Here is a 22,554-nt window from a genome sequence, read left to right on the forward strand (position 1 = left end):
GGCTTTTCACACCGTTGTCTTATCCGCTTCGCCGTAATCCGTTCAGGTACGCTTATCACGCTTATGCGGTCTTATGCCCCAACTAGCGTGTAAGCTTTCATGTTGTCTTCCAGCCAGCGACGCGACAGGTCGCTTTCCTGCTGCGACGGATGAAAATCGCGGCGCAGGTATTCCCGCCACGGACGATAGCTCTGGCGGATCAATCCGCGCTTGCCGAACAGGTAACTTGCCGCGCTCTTCCAGGTGCTCCATGTCCATAACGTTCCGTCATGCCTGAGGTTGTTGATCGTCTGCCGCAATGTATCGCCGAGGAAGATCAGTGTTACGCGACGGAACCAGGTGATTCGCCACTCATGCGTGCCGCCCAGCGCCTGGTACAGCTCGAATGCGGTGCTCTTGTGCTCGGATTCTTCCGCGCTGTGCCAGAGCCACATGGTCTTCAGGCGCGCTTCGCTGCCATCGAGCCAGTCATGGTTCTTCAGCATCCATTCGGCGAAGATTGCGGTGAAATGCTCATTGGCAGCGGTGATCGCCAGCCAGTGACGCGCATCGGCGCCTTCGAGCAGCCTTAGCCGCTTTTGCGCGCGCGGCGCCCAGTTATTGACCAGTCCCTGCTTATCCAGATGGGCATTGAACAGCGCATGGATCCGGCGGTGCGTAGCTTCCTGGCCGACAAAGCCTTGCACTTCCGCCTTGAAGTGTTGCTGCTGTTCGGGTGGCAGCGCCTTGAAGCCGTTGCGAACGGAATCAATGAAAAATTGTTCGCCAACCGGGAAGCTCATCGACAAAGCGTTGAATAATGCCGAGCGAAAGGCATCGCCGCCGCACCAGTGACGATCAAAAGGCGTCTCCAGGTCAATCAATAGCCGACGCACAACAAGATCGGTCATGTGCAATGCTCCATCGAAAAATTATGCGGGTTGGTACCCTTAAGTACCGGTAGCATATGGTGGTGCCGGCTATTGGTACTGTCAAGTACCAGCTTTAGAAAAGAAATTCTAAAAACGAAAAGATGACGCAAATTACGAAAACACCTGACCCAGCTGTTGCCCACCGTCACCGCCTGCTGGAGGGCATGGCGCAAGCTGTTGCGGCCAAGGGCTATGCCGAGACTACCATCGCCGATATCGTGCGCGAAGCGTCCGTTTCACGCCGCACTTTTTACGAATACTTCAACACCAAGGCCGATTGCCTGATTGCCCTGTACACCGCAGCCAGCCATAACGCGATTGACGTATTGCGCAATGCAATCGATCCCGCTCGTCCATGGCAGTCACAAGTGGAAACGGCAATTCATGCCTATCTTGGTTGTCTCGCACAAAATCCGGTACTGATGCGTACGCTATTTATCGAGATTCTCGGACTCGGTGCCGAAGGACTTGCTGCCCGGCGCCGGGTCAACAATGAAATCGCGAGTTTCATGCTCAAGGTCATCAACGCCGAGCAGGATGGCAAGCCACGTGAGACGGCACTAACGCCTGACATGGCCATGACCGTGGTCGGCGGTATCAATGAATTGGTATTGCAGGCCATAGAACAGGATAGTGCTGCCGACGTTGCCAAGCTGGCCGAACCGGCGATCCGCCTGGTCAAGGCGGTCACCCGGGATGTCGCCTAAGGCCGTTTGGGTCATCGAAAGACCTCCGCCAGCCCGGGTTCGGTCGAGGTCAAGTTGCTGGCCGACGATTTGGCACCGGTTATTTCTCACTGACGCAATTGCAGCAGCTGAATGTCGACGTGCTGAAAGTGGACCGCGCACTCATGGTGACGCTGGACCACGGGGCAGTCGCGGCGTTTGCTGCTCACTTCTTAGTCAGTCCGAGCGTCTTTTTCATCGCGGCAGTTAAGGTCTGGCGTGTCGTCAAAAACTCCTTCCAGGGATCCTGCTTCAATGTATTGAGGCGTTCCTGCAGTGTTGCAACAGTCCATGCCGCCGCCTTGTCAATGCGGTCCAGTTCTTCCCAGGCGATCGGCACCGACACCGGTAGACCAGGGCGCGCGCGCGCCGAGTAGGGCGCGACGGTGCTGGCATGACGGCGGTTGCGCTGGAAATCGACAAAAACTTTTTTCACCCGGTTCTTTTCGCCCATAGTTGCGCTGAACAGCTTCGGCAGCGTGTGCGCGAGATGCTTGGCGACAGCTTGTGAGAAGTCTGTGACCTCGTCCCATGTATGACGACGCGCAAGCGGCACCACGATGTGCAGGCCCTTGCCGCCACTGGTTTTCAAAAAGCTTTTCAGGCCTAGCTCATCGAGCATGACCTTCATCAGTTGCGCAGCTTCCTTCACGGTCTTCCATGGCAATGAGGGATCCGGATCGAGATCGAAGACCATATTGTCAGGTCTATCGATCCTGTCCGCGGTAGCACTGCAGACATGCAGTTCTATCGTGCCCATCTGGTTTACGCCGGCGAGCGCATGCGCATCATCGATGGCCATCAGCGGGTCATGTTCGGGATCCAGGGTAGGGTCGAGCAAGCGTATTCCGGGAATGGACAATTTTGTCGCATGCTTTTGAAAGAACTGTTCGCCGCGTATGCCCTCGGGACAGCGCAACAGATACACCGGCCGATTGTTCAGGTAAGGCAATAGCAAGGACGCAACCCGCGCGTAGTGGGTTGCGACATCAAATTTGGTGAGGCCGGTGGTTGGGTCAACGACCCGGTCAGCGTGGGTAATGTGGATACCGGCAACTACATCCTTGCCTCCCTGTTCCGTTTCTTGTGCGGATCCTGGGCTGGATTGACGATGCTTTGCCGTTCTCTCCGGCTTGTCGGCCTTGGCGGCTGCCGCACCATTGGAAACCGGCACCGACTGCTCGCGTCGAATCTCTTTGGCCGGCTTGTCTTCACGCAGCCCATGGAAAACTGCTTGCCGCACAATGCCATCGGAGGTCCATTCGGCAAAGGAGATTTCGGCGACCAGCTGCGGTTTGACCCAATGTGTTTCCGCGCGACGGACGCCGGCCGGCATGCTTTCGAATGGGCGTTTATCGATTTCCAGCCTGCTCAGGTGCTGGTGAAGCGCGAGCAAGGTCTTGCGGTCGAAGCCGGTACCAACGCGGCCGGCATAGCGTAATTTTCCGTCTTCATACACGCCAAGCAACAGGGCGCCCAAGAACTTGCGGCTGCCTTGCGGTTCCGTATAGCCGGCGATGACGAATTCCTGACGACGTTGGCACTTGAGTTTGATCCAGGTGTTGCTGCGCTTGCCGACGTAAGGCGAATCGGCAAGCTTGCCGATGATGCCTTCCATCGACATGCCGCACGCGCTGTCGAGCAGTTGCTGTGGCGGCTCCGACATGGGCGCACTGTAACGGATCGCGCCGTTGTCAGCGTCAGTCAGCAATTGACTGAGCCGTGCGCGACGGTCACTGAGTGCGGCCCCGCGCAAATCGTAGCCGTTCAGGTAAGGAACATCAAACAGAAAATAGAGAATCCTGGACGGACTTTTTTCATCGAAGGCATTTTGCAGCAGCTGGAACGAGGGAACGCCATGTTCATCGAGGACGACAATTTCACCATCCAGCCATGCACTCTTCAGCCTAAGGGCCTTGATGGCTTCCACTTGCCTTGGCAGGCGAGCAGTCCAGTCCTTGCCGTCACGTGTGAACAAGCGGACTTCGCCCTTGTCGACACGTGTCAGCAGGCGGTAACCGTCAAATTTGATTTCAAAGAGCCATTTCCCGGCCGACGGCACTTCATCGACCAGCGTGGCAAGGTGCGGCACCATGGTTTCCGGCAATGGTGCTTTGAGCGAACCCTGTATCTTTCCACCTGCTGAAGTTTTGGGTACGGTACGCGGTGCCTTGGTATTCAAGTGGGCATCGTTGGTCTTCCTTGGTGCCTGGGCTTTTTTCGCCGTGCTGGATTGAGGGACAGGCGCGTCCTGCAGCACGCTGTCGGGCAGCGCTTCGGTGATATCGTAGTCCTTGACGGAGCGTGCGGTCTCGTCCTTTTCCTTGATGAGCAGCCATTGCTCCTTGCCGCCGCTGCCAGCGAGACGGGTGCGCACCAGGGTCCATCCGCCATGCAGTTTTTCTCCGTTGAGCCGGAACTTGATCTTGCCTGCCCGGTAAGCGGCTGCCGGATCTTCCTGCGGTTCCCAGTAGCCAATGTCCCAGACATCGACATGGCCGGCTCCATACTGGTGTTCAGGAATATCACCCTCGAAGTCGATGTAATCGAGAGGATGATCTTCGACATGCACGGCGAGGCGCTTTTCCGCCGGGTCGAGGCTCGGTCCCTTTGGAACCGCCCAGCTTTTCAGCGTGCCGTCGATTTCAAGCCGAAAGTCATAGTGCAGGCGGCGCGCATCGTGTTTTTGCACGACGAAGCGCAAGCGCTCCGATGGTGCAACTACCATTCCTTTCGGTTCCGGCGTGATGCCGAAATTGCGCTTCGCGTGATAGGTCGACAGCTTGTCGGGCATGGCAATCCTCCTTGCTCCTTACTCCGATGGGGGCGCGCAGGCGGCACGTCAATGCACCGACTTCGAGGGTCTGCTGCGGCTTGCCGTTTTGCGTGCGGCGGGCGGCGGTACCTTCTTCGGCAAACCGCTCCGGCGGCTGCGGTTAGCGGTGCCCTGCAGACTCTGCCGCAACAGCTCGGTCAAGTCTGTTTCACTGTCGGCCGTTTCCGATTCCTCGATCTTCACATCGGTCACCTGTTCGGCCATACCTTCATCGTATTTCTTTTTGACCATGGCCATGATGTCGTCGCGGAAGGTATCGTGATACTGGGTGGGGTCCCAGTCTTCGGTCATGCTGGCGATCAGTTGCGTCGCCATGGTCAGTTCCTTGGGCTTGACTTCAACGTCTTTCAAGCCTTCTTCGGGCAAGTCCAGCGCCTCGGTCGAGCGCACCTCTGTGGCCCAGCGCAGCGTATTGAGCACGATGGCTTCCGGAGTCGCAATCAGGGCCGCCAGATGCTGCTTGTTGTGCAACACAACGAGCGCGATGCCGATTTTTTTGGATTTGCGCAGTGCTTCGCGCAGGAGGGCGTAAACCTTCTCGCCACCTTTGGTGGGCGCCAGATAATATGGCGTTTCGAAAAACAGGAAGTTAACGTCTTCAGCGTCGGTGAAACCGACAATATCGATGGTGTGCGTCGACTTGACGTTAGCCGCCTTGATTTCCTCGTCGGACAGGACGACGTACCGACCTTCGTATTTGACCGCCTTGATGATGTCGTCCTTGTCGACTTCCTTGCCGGTGTCCTTGACCACGCGCTTGTAGCCGACCGCTTGCAAGGTATCCCGCTTGAGCCAGTCGAAATCGATTTCATCCTGCTGGATTGCAGGGTAAAGCGACACCGGTGCGTGCAACAGGCCAAAGCTGATTGCGCCCTTCCACATGACACGTGCCATAAACTATCCTTTCAGCGAAGCTGATTAATTGAAATGTTAATTGTTCGACATGGCTTGCTACACTGAGTTCTCACGGCCGTCTTAACATAGAAAATTCGTTTTTTACGAACAAAAGATCATTATTTATTCGCTTTTTATATTTATCTAAAAAACGTACTATGGTGTGGTTGTGAATAGCCGGCGCCTCGCGCAAGGCGGCACACGAATACTTATTCTTCGGAGGAAACATGAAAAAGTTTTTGGTCACCTTGATGGTTGCGGTTAGCGCACTGTCTGTCGTCGTGTCAGATGCACAGGCCAAGCGCATGGGTAGCGGCGGGTCATTCGGCAAGCAGTCGCAGAGCGTCAGCCGCCAATCGGCCGCACCATCGCAAAGTCAGGCGGCCCCTGCTGCGGCTAAACCTGCACCCGCCGCTGCTCCTGCAGCCGCTGCCAAACCGGCTAGCCCGTGGAAAGGCATTCTCGGCGGCGCACTGCTTGGCCTCGGCCTCGGCGCATTGCTTTCGCACTTCGGCCTTGGCGGTGCGATGGCCAGCATGATCAGCACAATACTGATGCTTGCCCTCCTGGCTGGTGCGGTGTTCTTCATCTACCGCATGATCATGCGTAAGCGTGAAGGCGGGACAATGGCGAAAAATGGCTTGACCCCTGCTTACGCGAACGGCTCTGGTGCGGGCTCGGGCGGTTATACCCCCGAAATCGGTTCACGTATCGAACCGACGCAACCGGCGGCACTGCAGTCATCGTTCAGCGCATCGGGTAACGAGAGCGACAATAACGTCAACAATGGCGCAAGTCCTGCACCATGGGGTGTACCGGCGGACTTTGACAGCGCGGGTTTCCTGCGCCATGCAAAGACCTACTTTATCCGTCTGCAAGCTGCCTGGGACAAGGCCGATGTGAACGACCTGCGTGAGTTCACCTCACCTGAGATGTTTGCGGAAATGAAACTGCAGTTGCAGGAACGGGGCGCGTCGGCCAACCATACCGATGTGGTATCGCTGGACGCGGAGCTGCTGGGCATGGAAACAGTCGGTAACGACTACCTTGCCAGCGTGAAGTTCTCGGGCATGATCAGGGAATCGGAAAACGCGGCTGCAGAACCGTTCACCGAGGTATGGAACCTCAGCAAGCCGGTATCCGGCAATGGCGGCTGGATCCTAGCGGGTATTCAGCAGTTGGCGTAAGACAGTAGCAGAAGTAATAATTCCATCGGGCGCAATGCCCGATGGGTGAAGGACGAGAAGCAAAAAGGGGGAGCTGGGTAACCAGCTCCCCCTTTTTGCGCATTCGATGTTGAAATGGCTGCACCTCGAAACGACTTTGGGAAGGAATGTTATCGAAAATGTGTGGCGATCTGAGTGGGATTTTATTGCGCGGTGTCGAGGACCTGACTGTGTTCAGATAAATTCGATCAGATTGCAAAATGCACCTTAAAATTTCCTTCTATGCAAGGACAAATGAGCCGTTCATCTTTTCGCCAGCAAAGCCGTAAATTACTTTCTGTCCTTTCTATCAATGCATGCGCCGACGCGACGCTGCCTCATCGTTTCTCCGCTGCTCGTGGAGCATGCGTTCGAACCATTCCGCCGGCGCCGGCCGGGCAAACAGGAAGCCCTGTCCAAAATCGCAGCCTGCCGCCGTGAGCAGGTCGCGCTGTTCCGGCGTCTCGATGCCTTCCGCGATCACCCTCAATCCGAGCCGATGCGCCATCATGATGATCGATTCGGCGATGGCCCGGTCGCCTTCATTGGTGGTGATGTCACGTACGAAAGACTGGTCGATTTTCAGATAGTCGATATCAAACTTTTTCAGATACGCCATCGATGAATAACCGGTACCAAAATCGTCGAGCGCAACCTGAATGCCGGCATCGCGGTATTCGAGCAGTTTGTCTGCGACCACCTGCGATGCGTTAAGCAGCAGTCCCTCAGTAATTTCGACCGAAATGCTTTGGCCCGACAAGCCAACATGCCGCAGATAGCTCGCCCAGTTGATGTCTTCCGACTGCGAAAGAAACTGCACCGGCGATTTGTTCACCCCGATCTGAAAAGGCGAGCCTAGGATTTCGCTCCATCGTTCCGAACAAGCTGCTGCCTGGGTGAACACCCAGTTGCCGATGTCATGGATCATCCCCGACTCTTCGGCCAACGGAATAAAGCGCGACGGGTCTACCGGGCCGAGGCCCGGATGCTGCCAACGCAGCAAGGCTTCCGCTTTCGCAATGCGCCCTGTCGCCAGTTCCACGACCGGCTGGTAATGCACTTTCAATTGCCCCGCATTCAATGCATGTCGCAAATCCCCCGACAGGCGCAGGCGATGATGCGCTTCTTCCTGCATCGAGCGGGTGAAATAGCTGAACTGGTTGCGGCCCGCATGCTTGGCAACATACATCGCCTGGTCCGCATTACGTACCAGTTCTTCCGGTGTGCCCGCATCTGCCGGATACATGGTGATGCCAATGCTGCCCGACAGATAAGCGACTTCCTTTCCAAGACGGAAAGGCTCGGCCAATGCGTCCAGAATCTTTTGCGCAATGTCTTCCACGTGGACCATCGTGTCGAGTTCGCTCAGGATCACTGTGAACTCGTCGCCACCCAATCTCGCCACCGTATCTGAATGACGCACACAGTCGCCGAGACGCCTTGCTGCCTGCGTCAGCAACAGGTCACCAATATCATGGCCGAGCAGATCGTTGACTTCCTTGAAGCGGTCGAGGTCGATGAACAACAGTGCCATTTGCCTGCCGTTGCGATGCGCCTTCTTTACCTCATGCTCAAGACGGTCGCGGAACAGACGACGGTTAGGCAAGCCAGTGAGGGCGTCGAAATTGGCGTGGCGCCAGATCCGCTCTTCGGATTGGCGTTTCTCCGATATGTCGGTCATCGTGCCGGTCATGCGCAAGGGCATGCCCTCCATGTTGCGTGCGACGACCACCGCACGCGCCAGCATCCATTTCCAGCTGCCGTCCTTGCACTGCATGCGGAATTCACGACTAAACGATGAGTCCTTGCCATCCAGGCAGGACTGCAGCGTGTAGATGGTGGGTTCGAGGTCATCCGGATGCACGCGTCGTTCCCACTCATCGAAGCTGGTCGATATTTCCTGTTCGCTGTAACCCAGCATCTCTTTCCAGCGAGTCGAGTACGCCACTTCGTCTTTCACGATGCTCCAGTCCCAGACACCATCGCCCGAGCCTTCCAGCGCAAGGCGCAATCGCTCGTTGGAAGCACGCAATTCTTCGCGTGCGCGCCTGGCCTGCGTTACGTCCTGTCCCTGTACGAAGATGCCCGAGACCGATCCATCGTCCTCGAGGATAGGCTGGAAGACAAAATCGACAAACAACTCTTCCAGCGGCGCACCCTCCGCAGCTTGCACCACGACTCGCGCTTCATGTCCGACGTATTCCGAGCCGCTGGCATAGACGCTATCGAGCAGATCGACATAGCCACGCGCTTCTGTTTCAGTCAGCACCTTGCGGATCGGCTTGCCTGTCACGTCCACTTTTCCAAAAAGCTGATGATAGGCGGTGTTTGCCAGTTCGAACACGTGTTCAGGGCCGCGCAGCACCGCGATGAATGCCGGAGCATGATCGAAGAGCTGACGCAGCATCGTCAGTTCCGCATCGAGGTTGCGATTCGTGCTTGCCAGCAATTGCGAGTGCCGGAAGACGTTGCTGCGCGCATGCATCAACGTATCCGATCCGGTTTCAGCCTCCTCGAGTGCGCGTCGGAGCTTGAGCATCTCGGTGATATCGATCGGATTCTGGATCAGGAATTTGACCTTGCCGTTCTCATCCAGCACTGGCGTATGGACTGCGCTCCAATAACGATCGTCGAACACCTGGCCGTCTGCCGTATTACGTGCCACGCCATAGCGGATTATGGGTATGAAGTCGGGTTTGCCTGTGTCCATGGCCCTTTTGAGGGAAGTGCACACCGTCTCCATGCTGCTGTAATCAGGCAGCGCCGGATTGTTGGGAAATGCCATGGCGATATGCTTGCCGCGAATTTCTTCAAGCGTTCTGCCAACCGATTGCAGATAGGCATCATTGGCATCAATGATGATCAGTTCGGGCGACATTAACAGGTAGAGATTTGGCGACGCGCGGAGTGCGGCTTTGTAATCCGGTTCTAAATCGAGCTGGAGGTTCATCGCACCCGTCCAGTTAGGAAAATTGCCCACAGTAAAGGCTTGCGGTTAAGCATCAGAAACATCGGAAGCATTAGAAACATCAGAAAACTGAGAGCAAAGAGGGAGCGTGAAGTCAAAACGACAACCCTAGTAGATTGCCGAGCCAGCGTCTAGGTTCCGTCGAGCTATTGAACATTCGATGAATCAACCCCAAATACCTCTAACTTTCCGATTTTTTCCATCCATCACATTAATTACATGCGCGTGCGCCCTTCCACTGTGGTTGTTTTGAGCCTGCTGGCATTGCTGCATGCCTACATCGGCTGGCGCATCCTTCCGCAATTGCCGGTGCCGGACAGCCTGCGCGCTGTCGGCGTTGTCTTGCTGGTGCTCTCTTTCGTGCTGGTCCCGACTGGGATGATGGCGCATGGCATCGCCCGCCAACCACTAGCCGATCGCTTGTCTTGGGCTGGCATGATGGCTTTAGGCATGTTTTCGTCGTTGTTCGTGCTGACGTTACTGCGCGATGTGATGTTGTCGGCGATTGGGCTGGCCGGGGTGCATGACCCTGAAGTCGTCATGTGGTCGGCGGTTGCGGTTCCCACGCTGGCCGCATTGGCGACATTGATTGGCTTCTTCAACGCGCGCCGCACCGCACGCGTGGTCGACGTGGAGATACCGATCAACGACTTGCCTGATGCCTTACAGGGTTTCACGATCGCGCAGATTAGTGACATCCATGTAGGGCCGACCATCAAACGCGGTTACCTCGATGCCATTGTCGACCGCGTGAACAGCTTGCAGGCCGATGCCGTTGCTGTCACCGGTGACCTGGTCGACGGCAGCGTTCGCCACCTTGCGCCGCATACGGCGCCGCTGGCACGCCTGCAGGCGCGGCACGGCGCTTATTTTGTCACCGGCAATCACGAGTATTATTCCAACGCCCATGCCTGGATTGACGAAGTGCGCCGCCTTGGGCTACGCGTACTGATGAACGAACATGTGGTGTTGCCGCATGATGGTGCACGCGTACTACTGGCTGGCGTCAACGATTTCACTGCGCATTATTTTGACGAATCGCATCGCAGCGATCCGCGTGCGGCACTGGCGGGAGCGCCCGATAACGTCGGCGTGAAGATCCTGCTGGCGCACCAGCCGCGTACCGCCACCGCAGCGGCAGAAGCGGGCTTCGACCTGCAGCTGTCAGGCCATACGCATGGCGGACAATTTTTTCCATGGAATTTGTTCGTGCCAATGCAGCAGCCGTATGTGGCTGGTCTGAATCGGCTTGAACAGTTGTGGGTTTATACCAGCCGCGGCACCGGATACTGGGGGCCGCCGAAGCGTTTCGGCGCACCGTCGGAGATCACGCGGGTTCGCTTGGTCAAGGCGTGATGATGGATGTATTGCACGTCATTAGTGCGAGGTTTGCACTTGGCGAGCGCTTGTAGTTCGACGATTTTCGTGTGTTCTTTGCGTGAGTGGGCTTGTTGAGTTGATGGTGGGGGCTAACGATGATAGTGCGCTGCTGGAGTTTTTCTTTTCTTCGGTGATGCGGGTCTGTTGACTCTTCGTGGATGCTAGCCGGGACTGGCCCCGGCGGGCCACCTCCTTTCTTTGCTTCGCCAAAGAAAGGAGGCAAAGAAAGGCGACCCCGGTTCGCCGCCCTTCGGGTACCCAAAAGAGCGCGGACCAAAACGGGAAGCGAAACAAACTCGCCTGCGGCTCAGACAGGTTTCGCTTCTTTATCCGTTTTGGCCCGCGCTCTTTTGGCGTCTGCACAGGGGATTTTTAAACCCATCCCCTCCCTAGCCCTCCCCTTGAAAGGGAGGGAACTTCGGCTCGCTCGCTGCGCATCGCATTGCCGAATGCCGAATGCCGAATGCCGAATGCCGAATGCCGAATGCCGCTGTCGGCGCTCTTTGCGAACGGTACTTTCGTCGGACGGTAATTCATCCTCACTACCTCCCACCATCAAGAACGTTCCCTCCCCTTCAAGGCGGCCCGCGTAGGGGGAGGGCTAGGGTGGGGATGGGTTGAAATCCCCTGTGCAGACGCCAAAAGAGCAGTGCCGCAAGCGGATAAAGAAGCGCAGTTGTCTGAGCCGCAGGCGAGTTCTGCGCTTCCCGCTTGGGGCACTGCTCTTTTGGGAACCCGAAGGGCGGCTGAACCGGGGTCGCCTTTCTTGACTTACCTTCTTTGGCGAAGCAAAGAAGGTAAGTGGCCCGCCGGAGCCAGTCCCGGCTAGCATCCACGAAGTACTAACCGACCAGCATCACCGAAGAAAAGAACCCCCGAAATCTTGCAACAAAGCATTAGTCACCCCAAAACCCCTCCCCCCGCAACAAGTAGAAACAACTCTAACAACCTACACCCCCGTCCCACCGAACCTGCCCGCAAGAAGCATGTCGAATTCCGGCAAGCCAACCCCATAGCGGCCACATGCAAAAGCCACCCCACCGCTATGTCCCGGTCCACGGCAGCAGCAACTTGTTTTATGGAAATTCGAAGGAGATTTGACGTGGGCATTCTAGGTACCATCATGGGCAGGCGCGAGCCTGAAGTCGCATACCGCACCGTAGATGGCGGTCATCCGGCGCCATATCCGGACATGACGGACGAACAGCTTTACAACTATGAAGTCACATTCAATGTACCGAAGCGGACGTTTGACAGGCCGCCTGTATCGGCACGGCGAAGAGACGAGGAGGTCACCATATTGCGCGAACCCAGAACAGACATGCGAATTGAACCAAGGACGGAAATGCGTATTGAACCGCACGCCGAACCGAGAATGCCGCAACCCGAGCGCCCATTCGATGCGCCGCGCTATACCGCCCGCCCATTACGTGAGCCCGCGCGGGACCATGAACCCGCCGAACAGATCGAGCCGGTAGCGCCAGTTGCACCGGTTGCGCCACGCGCGGCAGCCGTACCCGAGCCGCAGCCTGCCGCAGCGCCGCCGCTGGACCTCAGTAAACCGGTGCGGCTAACGACCACCAAGCAACCGGTCGAAATCATCACCACCCGTGCACGCCATCCGCTCTACAAGGTGCATGGCTACATTGGCGACGACGATGTGGTGACAGTATTTACCCTGGACGGACGCTTGTCGGAGAATGGTTTGCCTTACCTTGAAAACATCCCTTCACAGCAGCAACTGCATGTGAACATCTATCCCAACACCGATCCACGGAGCAAGGACCGCTACCTGCTGACTCAACATGCCAGCCGCGAAGAGGCAGATGCCGAGGCGCGTCCCGGGCGACTGACCTGCGTTGCGGTTCAGTTCGACATGTGAAACACGCAGCGCGGGCGCCGAAAACACGCATCGGCAAAGGCCCGCGTTGCAACGACCTGTTTCAGCCCCACTTCCCCGCATTGAACAAGGTTTTCAGTTCGCGCGGCTGGGAACGCCAGTACTGCGGCGGCGCATCGACATGCGCACCCAGCCTGGCCGCTGCATGCCACGGCCAGCGTGGGTCGTACAGGATGCCGCGTGCCAGCGCAACCAGATCGGCCTCGCCGGAGGCGACAATCGCTTCTGCCTGTTCCGGCTCGGTGATCAGGCCAACGGCAATTGTCGGCAAGCTGGTTTCATGCTTGATGCGTTCGGCGAATGGCACCTGATAGCCGGGCCCGACAGTGATTTTCTGCTTCGTCGACAGACCGCCGCTCGATACATGAATGAACGCACATCCGCGACGTTCAAGTTCCCTGGAGAAGGCAACCGTCTGTTCCAGATCCCAGCCGCCGTCAACCCAGTCGGTCGCGGATACACGCACGCCGACCGGCCTCTCAGCGGGAAAGGCTGCACGTACGATGTCAAAAATCTCCAGCGGAAAACGCATGCGGTTTTCCAGCGAGCCGCCATAGGCATCTTCACGCCGGTTGGACAGTGGCGACAAAAACTGATGCAGCAGATAGCCATGCGCGGCATGGATTTCAATCGCATCCAGCCCCAGACGTGCCGAGCGCCGCGTCGCATCGGCAAATGCATCGCGAATGCGCTGCAAGCCAGCGGCATCGAGTGCGACCGGCGTCTCATCACCTTCTGCAAACGGCACGGCAGACGGTGCGGAGGTTTTCCAGCCGCCTTCGGCCAGCGGGATCGAATGTCCGCCTTCCCACGGTACATGTACCGATGCCTTGCGCCCCGCATGGCCCAATTGAATCGCTACCGCGGTTGGCGAATGCTTGCGCACCGCCTGCAATACCTTGGCCAGCGCCGCCTCGGTGGCGTCATCCCACAGCCCCAGATCACCGGGTGAAATGCGACCTACCGCCTCGACCGCGGTCGCTTCGATAAACATCAGGCCAGCGCCCGATAGCGAAAGGTGGCCCAGATGAATCATGTGCCAGTCGGTCGCTGCGCCATTCTCGGCGGAGTACTGGCACATCGGTGCGATTACAATGCGGTTCTTGAGTGTGAGTTGCCCGAGCGAATAGGGCGAAAATAAGATGCTCATATTCTTTTTCCTGGAAACAGATGAAAAATCCGGTACGACAGTTGATACTGCGATACATCGCCCTCGGATGAGGGAGCGCGGTGTGGGGTGGCTGCGGTCACTTTCCCGTTGCACGCAGCAACGAAGGTCTCTTCTTGCAACACACGGTGAACATACGGCGAGCACACGGCGACAACCAAAAGCAAGAGACAGCAAAACACAACAAAACACCACACAGTCATGGCCGAAAACAACAAGCTTCATTTAACCATCATTGCCTCCTATCTGCTGGCTGCGGGCGCTTTGTTCATCGTGCTGCACAAGGGCTTGCTGGCCGCGCTGTTCTCCGGCTTGCTGGTGTATTCGCTGGTGCATGTCATGTCGCCCCCGTTGTCGCGCAACATTAGCGATCACCGTGCACGCATGATTGCGGTCATCTTGCTTGGCAGCGGCATCGTGCTGGTCCTGTCGCTGGCCATCTGGGGCGGCGTCAGTTTTTTTCAGAGCGATGCCGGCAACCTGGGCGTGCTGATGAAAAAGCTGGCCGATATCCTCGAAACCTCGCGCGACCAGATGCCGGCATGGCTCAAGCAATACATCCCTGCAAGTGCGGAGGCGATCCGGGAAATGATGACGGCGTGGCTGCGCGACCATGCGTCGGAGGCGCAGTTCATCGGCCAGCAGGCGGGGCGTACGGTCGCCCATTTGTTGGTCGGCATGGCAATCGGCGCGATGGCAGCGCTGTATGACACCACCACCCCACCGAATTACAAACCGCTTGCCTCGGCACTGCATGCCCGCGTCGTGAACCTCCACAGCGCGTTCCGCCAGATCGTCTTTGCACAGGTCAGGATCGCCGGCATCAATGCGATCTTTACCGCTGTCTACCTGGTGATCGTATTGCCGCTGGCTGGCATACACCTGCCTCTTACCAAGAGCATGATTGCGATCACCTTCTTCGCCGGCTTGCTGCCCGTGGTCGGGAACCTGATTTCCAATACGGTAATTGTTATTGTTAGCCTGTCGCATTCATTGTCCATCGCCGTAGCATCATTGGTCTTTCTTGTCGTCATCCACAAGCTCGAATATTTCCTGAATGCCAGGATCATTGGTGCGCATATCAATGCCAAGGCGTGGGAACTGCTTGCGGCCATGCTGACGATGGAAGCCATTTTCGGTTTGCCAGGCGTGGTTGCCGCTCCCGTGTTCTATGCTTATGTAAAGAAGGAACTCGCCGATTACGATCTTGTTTGAGCAATATTCAATGCTGAAACTTTCGACATTTCCTGTTATCACATCAATACGGGCGGTGGTTCTGCGTTGCTGCATTGCCGTCCGCCATTGCTAATCAAAGGAGAACAACCATGTCGAATCTGAACAGAACGTCTGCTGAAGGCGAGGACAAACAGAAAGCGACTTCATCACATGGAAACGACTCGAAGTCAGTGACACCAAAGGATGTGTCTTCAAAGGATGCGGCTTCCCGTGACGTACGGGTGCGTCAGATCCAGTCTGCGGACAAGGACGAGAAAGAGGAAGAGCAGATCGACGATGCAGTGGAAATGACTTTCCCCGCCAGCGATCCGATAGCGATTCCCAAGCCTGAAACCGAAGCCGACAAGCAGCGCTCCGGACGGTAAGCCGCAATCCTGTGCCATGCGCGGGTGAGCTTCCACGCATGGCACCACCATCTCTCTGCACTTCCGCTGTCCGTTACGCTCCGCTCTGCCATGCCCACCCTGCCTCACCAGACGCGATACACGCGCCCCGTGTGCAAGCCATCCACACTCTTGACGTAAGCCTGCGCCACACGCATTGCCGGCACCGGCTCAAATCCATAGAAATACGGACCGTAGGCATCCATCGATTCCTGCAATACGGATGGATTGATCCCGTTGATGCGTAAGCCGCGTGGCAATTCGATCGCGGCTGCGCGCACGAAACCCTCGACTGCGGCGTTGACCATGGTGGCGCTGACGCCGTAGCGGATCGGTTCGTCGCCGACTATCCCGCTGGTCAGCGTGATCGAACCGCCGTCATTCAGATGACGCTGTGCGGTCAGCGCGACATTTACCTGTCCCATCAACTTGTGCTGCAGGCCGATGTGCAACTGCTGCGGTGTGATTTCCGAGAGCGGACCAAAGTGCACATTGCCGGCGGCAACCACTACCGCATCTGCCTTGCCGACACGCGCAAACAGGGCTTCGACACTGGTCGGGTCGGCAATATCCACCTGGTACTGACCATTGGTGTTGCCGACCCGGATCACTTCATGTCGGGTAGCGAGTTGTTCCGAGACTGCTTTGCCGATGGTGCCTGTGGCGCCGATAACGATAACTTTCATGCTGTTCTCCTGTGATGGGTGGTTTTCCGGGTTGCCCTATGCAAGGTTGTCAATGGCGGCAACGGTGAAGCCATTATTGATTTATTCATTAAAGGAATAAATGCGTTAGGATGAACAACATTACTAAGTATGAGTTAGCAATCGATGGACAAATTGCGCAGCATGGAGATCTTTGTCGCCGTGGTGGACAGCGGCAGTTTCACGGCCGCCTCCGAGGCGTTCAATATTTCACCGGTCATGGTCGGCAAGCATGTGCGTGAGCTGGAAGAACGGCTGGGCACCCGTCTCCTGACACGCACCACCCGGCGGCAGAATCTGACCGAGATCGGGCGCCAGTATGTTGAACGCTGCCGCCAGATCCTTGCCGACATTGCCGCTGCGGAATCGGGTGCGGAAGCCATGCGCACCAGTCCACGCGGCTTGCTCACTATCAGCGCGCCGGTATCCTTCGGCAGCCAGCTGATGGCGCCGGCCATTGCTGATTATCTCGGTCTGTATCCGGAAGTGAGCCTGGATCTCAGTCTCAACGACCGTGTGGTGGATCTGGTCGAAGATGGCATCGATGTCGCGGTACGTATCGGCAAACTGGACGATTCCACCCTGGTGGCGCGTCCCTTGCAGCCTTACCGGATGCTGATCTGCGCGTCGCCCGACTATCTGGCACGTGCCGGCACACCCCTCAGGCCGGAAGACCTTGCCGGCCACCAATGTCTGGACTTTATGCACTGGAGCAAGGAAGTACGCTGGAAGCTTGCCGCGACCGGGGACAGGCAGACTGATGTGCCGGCCAGCCGCTTTCGCTCCAACAATGGACAGGCGCTGCGCATGGCTGCCTTGCGCGGTTATGGCATCGTGATGCAGGCCGAAATCCTGTTGGGCGACGATGTCCGTGCCGGACGCCTGGTATCGCTGCTTGACGACTATGCCCCGCCGCCGCGGCCCATGCATCTGGTTTATCTGCGTGATCGCCAGCCCACACCCAAGCTTGCGACGTTCATCGATTTCATGCTGGAGCGTTTCGGAGCGAAGCAAGGGACGAAAAGCCCGGAGAAAAACACGACAAAAAGCGCGGCAAAAAACGAGGCGAAAAAAAAGCCGGCTGGGTAAGCCGGCTTGCCAACGCTACGAATGCGATGATGGGTAGGGTAAAGCCATCCGTAACGCGCATTGCTATGCTCAATGTGACCACATGAGCTATTCGTATTTGCCCCTCGCGAAAAAATTCAGCAGCTTGTCGACTTCGCTGCGCTCGTTTTCGACACGCAGGCTATTGATGAACTTCTGGTAAGCCTGCGTATCCTTTTTCGCCAGTTCCGTAAATTCGGTGACAGACATCGGCTTCTTGCCATTGGAAGGCGCTTGCACGATCAGCGTATCGAGGTCGGCCTTCTTCAGCTGCGTGGCCACGGGATTGCCTGTGACGAGCGCCGCCGGATCCTGCGCCACACCCGCCATGCCGATCGCCTGCAGGATATCCGGGCTGCGCCAACCGATCACAGATAGCGATATCAGCAGCATGATCAACAGCGTCTTCAAGGTCTTCTCCGGGAATTACAGATAAGGTTTTAAGCGATGGCGCGAAGTTATCACATCGAAAAACCCCTCGCCATGCCATGAATATGTGATGTGGGGTTTGCCCTGCAAAGCGGTGCTTGGCGCGCTACACTGCGCAGTCCAAGATTTGCGGGGGCAGAATGATGAAAATTGCGGTCTACGGTTTCGGTGCGATCGGCGGGTTGATCGGTGCGCGTCTTGCAGGCGCCGGATGCGAAGTCAGTGCGGTCGCGCGTGGTGCGACGCTTGATGCATTGCGCCGGCACGGCGCGCGCGTGCAGTCGCAGGAACAAACCCTCACCGTGCCGTTGCGGGCGGAACAAGACCCGGCAGTGCTCGGCGTGCAGGATGTGGTGATCATCGCCGTCAAGGCCACCGCCTTGCCGGACGTTGCGCGCCAGGTTGCGCCGCTGATCGGACCGGAAACCATCGTGATCACCGCGATGAATGGCGTGCCATGGTGGTTCTTCGCTGCCGATGGCCAGCCCTATGCCGGCACCCGCCTGGCGTCGCTCGATCCCGACGGCGCCTTGCTGCGAGCCATCCCGGTCGCCCAGATCATTGGCTGCGTGGTGCACTTGTCGAGTTCCTGTCCCGAACCGGGGCTGGTTCGTCTCGGCTTTGGCAACCGGCTGATTCTCGGCGAACCCGGCGGTGGCGACAGCGAACGCCTGCAACAGCTTGTGGCGTTGTTGGGCAAGGCGGGTTTTCAGGCGGAGGCCAGCAAGGATATCCGCACCGACATCTGGTATAAGCTGTGGGGCAACATGACGATGAACCCAGTCTCCGCCATCACTGGCGCCACGGCCGACAAGGTGCTCGACGATCCACTGGTACGCAGCTTCTGCCTGTCTGCCATGCAGGAAGCCGCAACGATCGGAGAGCGCATTGGCTGTCCGATCACGCAGAGCGGCGCGGACCGCATGGACGTGACGCGGCAGCTGGGCACATTCAAGACGTCGATGCTGCAGGATGCCGAAGCAGGCAAGGCACTGGAAATCGATGCGCTGGTCACGGCGGTGCATGAGATCGGCAAGCTGGTCGACGTGCCCACGCCGGCGATTGATGGCTTGCTGGGGCTGGTGCGGCTGTTTGGCCGAACGCATGGCTTGTATCCAGAATAGCCTTATTTAAGCGCTCTAATGCATTAAAAGCACTGCATGAAAGCGCCGTTGCTGCGGCAGGTCTGGCCACCCGGGGCGACGTAGGTCCCACCGCTGCCCTGATAGCGCTCGCCACCGCTCCAGCATCCTCCGGAATCGCAGCTGGTCACCGGCGCAGGAGGGGGCGGGCCGACAGCTTGTGGCACGGCAAGGATCGGCGGGGCTGGGGACGGCGCGGGCACCGGTGGTTCCGGCATTCGCACGATGGTTGCAGGCACGACGCGACGTGCGGAGCGTGGGTCGGCGGGGCGCGTTGGCGTCGATGACGAGCCTGTCGCGGCAGGTGCTTTCGCTGCGTCAGGTGCTGCGGATGCTGCCGGCGTCGTTGTCGGTTCCCTTGGCACGGGCTTGTTCTGTATGCTGAGGAGCTTGGGATCGACTGAACTGCAAGCGGTCAGCATAAGCGCAGTAGCCAGGAAACAAAGTGGTGTTCTCAAGTCGGCTCCGGCGGAAATGAAATCAAGGCTTCGATTCATTATCGTTGGACCAGACCGATCTGCAAGCTGATGGCCGGACGGCCGTTACATGAGTGCTTTCGCAGAACCTTACAATCTCACGCCGCCTGCCGCCGCAAAAACTCCGGCACCTTTGCCGCGCTCAGTGCCGTGACACGCGACAACAATTCCGTATCCACGCGGGCCAGCCCATATTGGCTTTGCAAATGCTCGCCGATATGCAGCAGCACATTGGCGCTGACTTCCGCGTCGGCCTCCGCACGGTGCGCAGTACCCTTGAAACGAATTCCAAGCGATGAGGACAGCGTACCAAGCTTGTAACTAGGCAAACCCGGAAACACCCGCCGCGACAGTTTCAAGGAACATACCAGGCGGCGATGACGCGGCATTAACCCGAGATCACGGCTTTCCGCAATCAGGAATTTTTCATCGAAACTTGCATTGTGCGCGGACAGCGCGTCATCACCGATAAACGCCAGTAACTCCGGCACCACTCGAGAGACGCAAGGCGCGCTGTCGACCATCTTCTGGGTAATCCCGGTCAGGCTGGTAATGAAGGCTGGCACGTGAACGTGGCAGTTGACCAGCGACACATAGCGGTCAACGATGCGACCTCCCTGGATCTTCAAGGCAGCGACTTCGGTAATGCGCGCTCCGGCCGCCGGCGACAATCCGGTGGTTTCAAAGTCGAGCATCACGATGGGTTCCTGGTACATGGCTGTTGCAGCGCCAATAGGATGGGATCGGCGTTATGGATGGCAAAAGGAAGCCCTGATTTTACGGTATGCGACAACAAGAAGCGATGTCGGAAAGGTCATATCTCGCACGCGCTGACACGGCGCATGCAACGCGATGCCGCATCACCTATCGTTTGCATCGCCGCATCGGCCCATTGCCATAGTCGCCCGGCTTACCTTCAGTGATCGGGAAACAGGCGGAAGCAACAGGGAACCCTTGTTGCCCGGACATTGTCTTTCTGTCAACGCAGTCGAGCTTGCGCGTGTCGCGTCCCACGCCGATCTTGCCATTCACGTAAAATTCCGTCGGCTCATTTCTGGACTTGTCATGCCAAGCAATCCTCTCAGTCATTACCGTCTTTTCCAATTCGGCGCATGCCTGGCCTTGCTCGTTTTGTTCGCAATGACGGCCCGCGCACAAGCACCGACCCGCAGTGACGACATCGCCAAACGGGTTGCGCCCTGCATGACTTGCCATGGCAAGGAAGGCCGCGCCACCAATGATGGCTACTATCCGCGCATTGCCGGCAAACCGGCGGGCTACCTGTATAACCAGCTGATCAATTTTCGTGATGGTCGCCGCCAGCAATATCCCTTGATGGTGTATATGGTCCAGAACCTGTCCGATGACTACCTGAAGGAAATGGCCACCTTCTTCGCCGACCAGCATCTTCCATATCCGCCACCGCCGACCATCGATGCGACGCCGGCTATCCTGGATCGCGGGCGCCAGCTTGTAATGAACGGCGACCCGGCACGCAAGGTGCCTGCCTGTATTGCCTGTCATGGCGAGGCGCTGACCGGCGTTGCCCCGGCCATGCCCGGCCTGCTTGGTCTGCCGCGCGACTATATCAATTCCCAGTTCGGTGCCTGGCGTGAAGGTACGCGCCGCGCGCTTGCCCCTGACTGCATGGCCGAAATCACCCGCCAGCTCCGTCCCGACGAGATCAGTGCGGTGTCCGCCTGGCTATCGACGCGCGCAGTCCCCGCAGATGCGGCGCCTGCCCGTTCCTTGCCGGCAAAGCTGCCGGTTGCCTGCGGCAGCGTCCCGCAATAAGGGGAAATCATGAAACGTATTCTGCTGGTATTGCTGGCCCTCGTACTGTGCGGCCTTGGAATCACCGCCTATCTCGGTACGCGCGAAGACGATGTCAGCGCCGCCCCAGCCGCCGTCCAGGCTGATCCCGCCGAACTCGTTAGAAGGGGCGCTTATCTTGCACGAGCGGGCGACTGCATGGCCTGCCACACCACGCGCGGCGGTGCCGCTTACGCGGGCGGTCGCGCGATCCAGACCCCGTTCGGCGCTATCCATGCATCCAACATCACGTCCGACAAGGAAACCGGCATTGGGGACTGGAACGCCGACGATTTCTGGCGTGCCATCCATAACGGTAAGTCGAAGGACGGCACGCTACTCTATCCTGCATTTCCTTATCCAAACTACACTCGTGTCACGCGCGCCGACTCCGATGCCCTCTATGCGTATTTCAAGACGGTGCCGCCGGTGCGTCAGGCCAACAAGGAACCGGAATTGCGCTTCCCGTTCAACTACCGCTTCCTGCTGGCCGGCTGGCGGGCCCTGTATTTTCGCCCCGGCGTATATGAAGCGGAACCGACGCAGAATGCCGAGTGGAATCGCGGCGCCTATCTGGTGCAGGGACTGGGGCATTGCAGTGCCTGTCATGCACCGCGCAATTTCCTTGGTGCCACGACAGGTGGCGAAAACCTGAGCGGCGCGATGATCCCCATGCTCAACTGGTATGCGTCATCGCTGACGGGTGAACGCGGGGAAGGCTTGGGCAAGTGGGAGGTGCAGCATATCGTCGATCTGCTGAAAGCCGGCGTTTCGACGCAAGGCGCCGCGTCCGGCCCGATGGCTGAAGTGGTGCGCGAAAGCCTGCAGTATCTGGACGAAAAGGATGTGCGGGCGATGGCGATCTACCTGAAATCGCTGCCGCAGAATGAAAGAGCCGAAGAGCCCCAGGGGCCAAGGCGCAATTCCGAGACCGAACAGATGCTGAGCGTCGGTGCCTCGCTCTATGAAAAGCATTGTGTCGAATGCCACAAGGCATCCGGGGAGGGGCAGCCGCCCGGCTATCCGGCGCTTGCCGGCAACCGCTCGCTGCTGCTTGCTTCGCCGGTCAATCCGATCCGGGCGGTGCTGCACGGCGGCTATCCGCCCAGCACAGCCGGCAATCCGCGGCCTTATGGCATGCCGCCTTTCGGTGCGATCCTGAACGACGATGAGGTCGCCGCGGTGGTCTCCTTTGTGCGTAACAACTGGGGCAATCGCGGTTCGATGGTAACGGGCGATCAAGTCAATAAATATCGATCGATCGCGCTGGAGTAGCCG

General features: G+C 58.0%; 19 protein-coding genes. 10 read left to right on the forward strand and 9 right to left on the reverse strand.

The features are described 5' to 3' along the window. Positions 1-71: 71 nt before the first annotated feature. On the reverse strand, positions 72-890 hold the full coding sequence (locus ACFQUU_RS09775) for a metal-dependent hydrolase (protein ID WP_382246204.1): 819 nt from the start codon (positions 888-890) through the stop codon (positions 72-74). Positions 891-1,012: 122 nt separating this feature from the next. Here ACFQUU_RS09775 and ACFQUU_RS09780 point away from each other — a divergent pair, with 122 nt between their 5' ends. Further along, positions 1,013-1,618 carry a TetR/AcrR family transcriptional regulator gene (locus ACFQUU_RS09780; protein ID WP_382246206.1) on the forward strand — a complete coding sequence of 202 codons (606 nt, stop codon included), beginning with the start codon at positions 1,013-1,015 and terminating at the stop codon, positions 1,616-1,618. 184 nt (positions 1,619-1,802) lie between these two features. Here the strand turns inward: ACFQUU_RS09780 and ligD are convergent, their stop codons facing one another. Both ligD and ACFQUU_RS09790 read right to left on the reverse strand, forming a co-directional pair. Beyond that, the gene (gene ligD, locus ACFQUU_RS09785) at positions 1,803-4,430 is read right to left on the reverse strand and encodes a DNA ligase D (protein WP_382246209.1); all 2,628 of its coding nucleotides are present in this window, start codon (positions 4,428-4,430) and stop codon (positions 1,803-1,805) included. 48 nt (positions 4,431-4,478) lie between these two features. Further along, on the reverse strand, positions 4,479-5,366 hold the full coding sequence (locus tag ACFQUU_RS09790; protein WP_382246211.1) for a Ku protein: 888 nt from the start codon (positions 5,364-5,366) through the stop codon (positions 4,479-4,481). A gap of 227 nt (positions 5,367-5,593) precedes the next feature. On the opposite strand from ACFQUU_RS09790, the gene ACFQUU_RS09795 reads away from it, so the two are divergent. Continuing rightward, entirely contained in the window at positions 5,594-6,553 is a 960-nt protein-coding gene (locus ACFQUU_RS09795; protein ID WP_382246214.1) for a Tim44 domain-containing protein, read from the forward strand. A gap of 328 nt (positions 6,554-6,881) precedes the next feature. Here ACFQUU_RS09795 and ACFQUU_RS09800 read toward each other — a convergent pair whose 3' ends face one another. Continuing rightward, positions 6,882-9,521 (reverse strand): EAL domain-containing protein, encoded by a 2,640-nt coding sequence (locus ACFQUU_RS09800; protein ID WP_382246217.1) that lies wholly within the window; start codon positions 9,519-9,521, stop codon positions 6,882-6,884. A 237-nt stretch (positions 9,522-9,758) separates the two neighbouring features. Here ACFQUU_RS09800 and ACFQUU_RS09805 point away from each other — a divergent pair, with 237 nt between their 5' ends. Both ACFQUU_RS09805 and ACFQUU_RS09810 read left to right on the forward strand, forming a co-directional pair. Beyond that, entirely contained in the window at positions 9,759-10,895 is a 1,137-nt protein-coding gene (locus ACFQUU_RS09805) for a metallophosphoesterase (RefSeq protein WP_382246220.1), read from the forward strand. 1,126 nt (positions 10,896-12,021) lie between these two features. Then, positions 12,022-12,801 carry a hypothetical protein gene (locus ACFQUU_RS09810; protein WP_382246223.1) on the forward strand — a complete coding sequence of 260 codons (780 nt, stop codon included), beginning with the start codon at positions 12,022-12,024 and terminating at the stop codon, positions 12,799-12,801. A gap of 61 nt (positions 12,802-12,862) precedes the next feature. On the opposite strand, the gene ACFQUU_RS09815 is transcribed toward ACFQUU_RS09810, so the two are convergent. Then, the gene (locus ACFQUU_RS09815; protein WP_382246226.1) at positions 12,863-13,969 is read right to left on the reverse strand and encodes an NADH:flavin oxidoreductase/NADH oxidase; all 1,107 of its coding nucleotides are present in this window, start codon (positions 13,967-13,969) and stop codon (positions 12,863-12,865) included. A 219-nt stretch (positions 13,970-14,188) separates the two neighbouring features. Between ACFQUU_RS09815 and ACFQUU_RS09820 the strand changes: the two genes are divergently transcribed. Together ACFQUU_RS09820 and ACFQUU_RS09825 are read left to right on the forward strand one after the other, a co-directional pair. After that, on the forward strand, positions 14,189-15,202 hold the full coding sequence (locus ACFQUU_RS09820) for an AI-2E family transporter (RefSeq protein WP_382246229.1): 1,014 nt from the start codon (positions 14,189-14,191) through the stop codon (positions 15,200-15,202). Positions 15,203-15,312: 110 nt separating this feature from the next. Further along, positions 15,313-15,588: a hypothetical protein gene (locus tag ACFQUU_RS09825; RefSeq protein WP_382246231.1), complete on the forward strand. Its 276-nt coding sequence runs from the start codon at positions 15,313-15,315 to the stop codon at positions 15,586-15,588. 104 nt (positions 15,589-15,692) lie between these two features. Here the strand turns inward: ACFQUU_RS09825 and ACFQUU_RS09830 are convergent, their stop codons facing one another. Beyond that, positions 15,693-16,292 (reverse strand): short chain dehydrogenase, encoded by a 600-nt coding sequence (locus ACFQUU_RS09830; RefSeq protein WP_382246234.1) that lies wholly within the window; start codon positions 16,290-16,292, stop codon positions 15,693-15,695. A 144-nt stretch (positions 16,293-16,436) separates the two neighbouring features. Here ACFQUU_RS09830 and ACFQUU_RS09835 point away from each other — a divergent pair, with 144 nt between their 5' ends. Further along, positions 16,437-17,399, forward strand: a complete 963-nt coding sequence (locus ACFQUU_RS09835) for a LysR family transcriptional regulator (RefSeq protein WP_382246236.1) — start codon at positions 16,437-16,439, stop codon at positions 17,397-17,399. 87 nt (positions 17,400-17,486) lie between these two features. On the opposite strand, the gene ACFQUU_RS09840 is transcribed toward ACFQUU_RS09835, so the two are convergent. Further along, positions 17,487-17,828, reverse strand: a complete 342-nt coding sequence (locus tag ACFQUU_RS09840; protein ID WP_382246239.1) for a hypothetical protein — start codon at positions 17,826-17,828, stop codon at positions 17,487-17,489. A 161-nt stretch (positions 17,829-17,989) separates the two neighbouring features. Between ACFQUU_RS09840 and ACFQUU_RS09845 the strand changes: the two genes are divergently transcribed. After that, entirely contained in the window at positions 17,990-18,970 is a 981-nt protein-coding gene (locus tag ACFQUU_RS09845; protein WP_382246713.1) for a 2-dehydropantoate 2-reductase, read from the forward strand. A gap of 23 nt (positions 18,971-18,993) precedes the next feature. Here ACFQUU_RS09845 and ACFQUU_RS09850 read toward each other — a convergent pair whose 3' ends face one another. Next, entirely contained in the window at positions 18,994-19,446 is a 453-nt protein-coding gene (locus tag ACFQUU_RS09850; protein ID WP_382246242.1) for a hypothetical protein, read from the reverse strand. Between the two features lie 116 nt (positions 19,447-19,562). Continuing rightward, entirely contained in the window at positions 19,563-20,180 is a 618-nt protein-coding gene (locus ACFQUU_RS09855; protein ID WP_382246244.1) for a PolC-type DNA polymerase III, read from the reverse strand. Positions 20,181-20,529: 349 nt separating this feature from the next. On the opposite strand from ACFQUU_RS09855, the gene ACFQUU_RS09860 reads away from it, so the two are divergent. Beyond that, positions 20,530-21,258, forward strand: coding sequence for a c-type cytochrome (locus ACFQUU_RS09860; protein WP_382246247.1), 729 nt, complete (start codon positions 20,530-20,532; stop codon positions 21,256-21,258). Between the two features lie 9 nt (positions 21,259-21,267). Then, a complete protein-coding gene (locus ACFQUU_RS09865) occupies positions 21,268-22,551 on the forward strand; it encodes a c-type cytochrome (RefSeq protein ID WP_382246250.1) in 1,284 nt (427 codons plus the stop codon). Positions 22,552-22,554 lie beyond the last annotated feature (3 nt).

It is taken from the genome of Herbaspirillum sp. GCM10030257 (genome assembly GCF_042666555.1).
GTDB lineage: Bacteria > Pseudomonadota > Gammaproteobacteria > Burkholderiales > Burkholderiaceae_D > Noviherbaspirillum.

Excerpts from the sequence above, each read along its gene's own strand:
- ACFQUU_RS09830 (WP_382246234.1), bottom strand. The coding sequence starts at position 16,292 with ATGAAAGTTATCGTTATCGGCGCCACAGGCACCATCGGCAAAGCAGTC.
- ACFQUU_RS09790 (WP_382246211.1), bottom strand. The coding sequence starts at position 5,366 with ATGGCACGTGTCATGTGGAAGGGCGCAATCAGCTTTGGCCTGTTGCAC.
- ACFQUU_RS09775 (WP_382246204.1), bottom strand. The coding sequence starts at position 890 with ATGACCGATCTTGTTGTGCGTCGGCTATTGATTGACCTGGAGACGCCT.
- ACFQUU_RS09815 (WP_382246226.1), bottom strand. The coding sequence starts at position 13,969 with ATGAGCATCTTATTTTCGCCCTATTCGCTCGGGCAACTCACACTCAAG.
- ACFQUU_RS09865 (WP_382246250.1), top strand. The coding sequence starts at position 21,268 with ATGAAACGTATTCTGCTGGTATTGCTGGCCCTCGTACTGTGCGGCCTT.
- ACFQUU_RS09820 (WP_382246229.1), top strand. The coding sequence starts at position 14,189 with ATGGCCGAAAACAACAAGCTTCATTTAACCATCATTGCCTCCTATCTG.
- ACFQUU_RS09800 (WP_382246217.1), bottom strand. The coding sequence starts at position 9,521 with ATGAACCTCCAGCTCGATTTAGAACCGGATTACAAAGCCGCACTCCGC.
- ACFQUU_RS09780 (WP_382246206.1), top strand. The coding sequence starts at position 1,013 with ATGACGCAAATTACGAAAACACCTGACCCAGCTGTTGCCCACCGTCAC.
- ligD (WP_382246209.1), bottom strand. The coding sequence starts at position 4,430 with ATGCCCGACAAGCTGTCGACCTATCACGCGAAGCGCAATTTCGGCATC.
- ACFQUU_RS09855 (WP_382246244.1), bottom strand. The coding sequence starts at position 20,180 with ATGTACCAGGAACCCATCGTGATGCTCGACTTTGAAACCACCGGATTG.
- ACFQUU_RS09860 (WP_382246247.1), top strand. The coding sequence starts at position 20,530 with ATGCCAAGCAATCCTCTCAGTCATTACCGTCTTTTCCAATTCGGCGCA.
- ACFQUU_RS09805 (WP_382246220.1), top strand. The coding sequence starts at position 9,759 with ATGCGCGTGCGCCCTTCCACTGTGGTTGTTTTGAGCCTGCTGGCATTG.
- ACFQUU_RS09835 (WP_382246236.1), top strand. The coding sequence starts at position 16,437 with ATGGACAAATTGCGCAGCATGGAGATCTTTGTCGCCGTGGTGGACAGC.
- ACFQUU_RS09795 (WP_382246214.1), top strand. The coding sequence starts at position 5,594 with ATGAAAAAGTTTTTGGTCACCTTGATGGTTGCGGTTAGCGCACTGTCT.
- ACFQUU_RS09845 (WP_382246713.1), top strand. The coding sequence starts at position 17,990 with ATGAAAATTGCGGTCTACGGTTTCGGTGCGATCGGCGGGTTGATCGGT.
- ACFQUU_RS09825 (WP_382246231.1), top strand. The coding sequence starts at position 15,313 with ATGTCGAATCTGAACAGAACGTCTGCTGAAGGCGAGGACAAACAGAAA.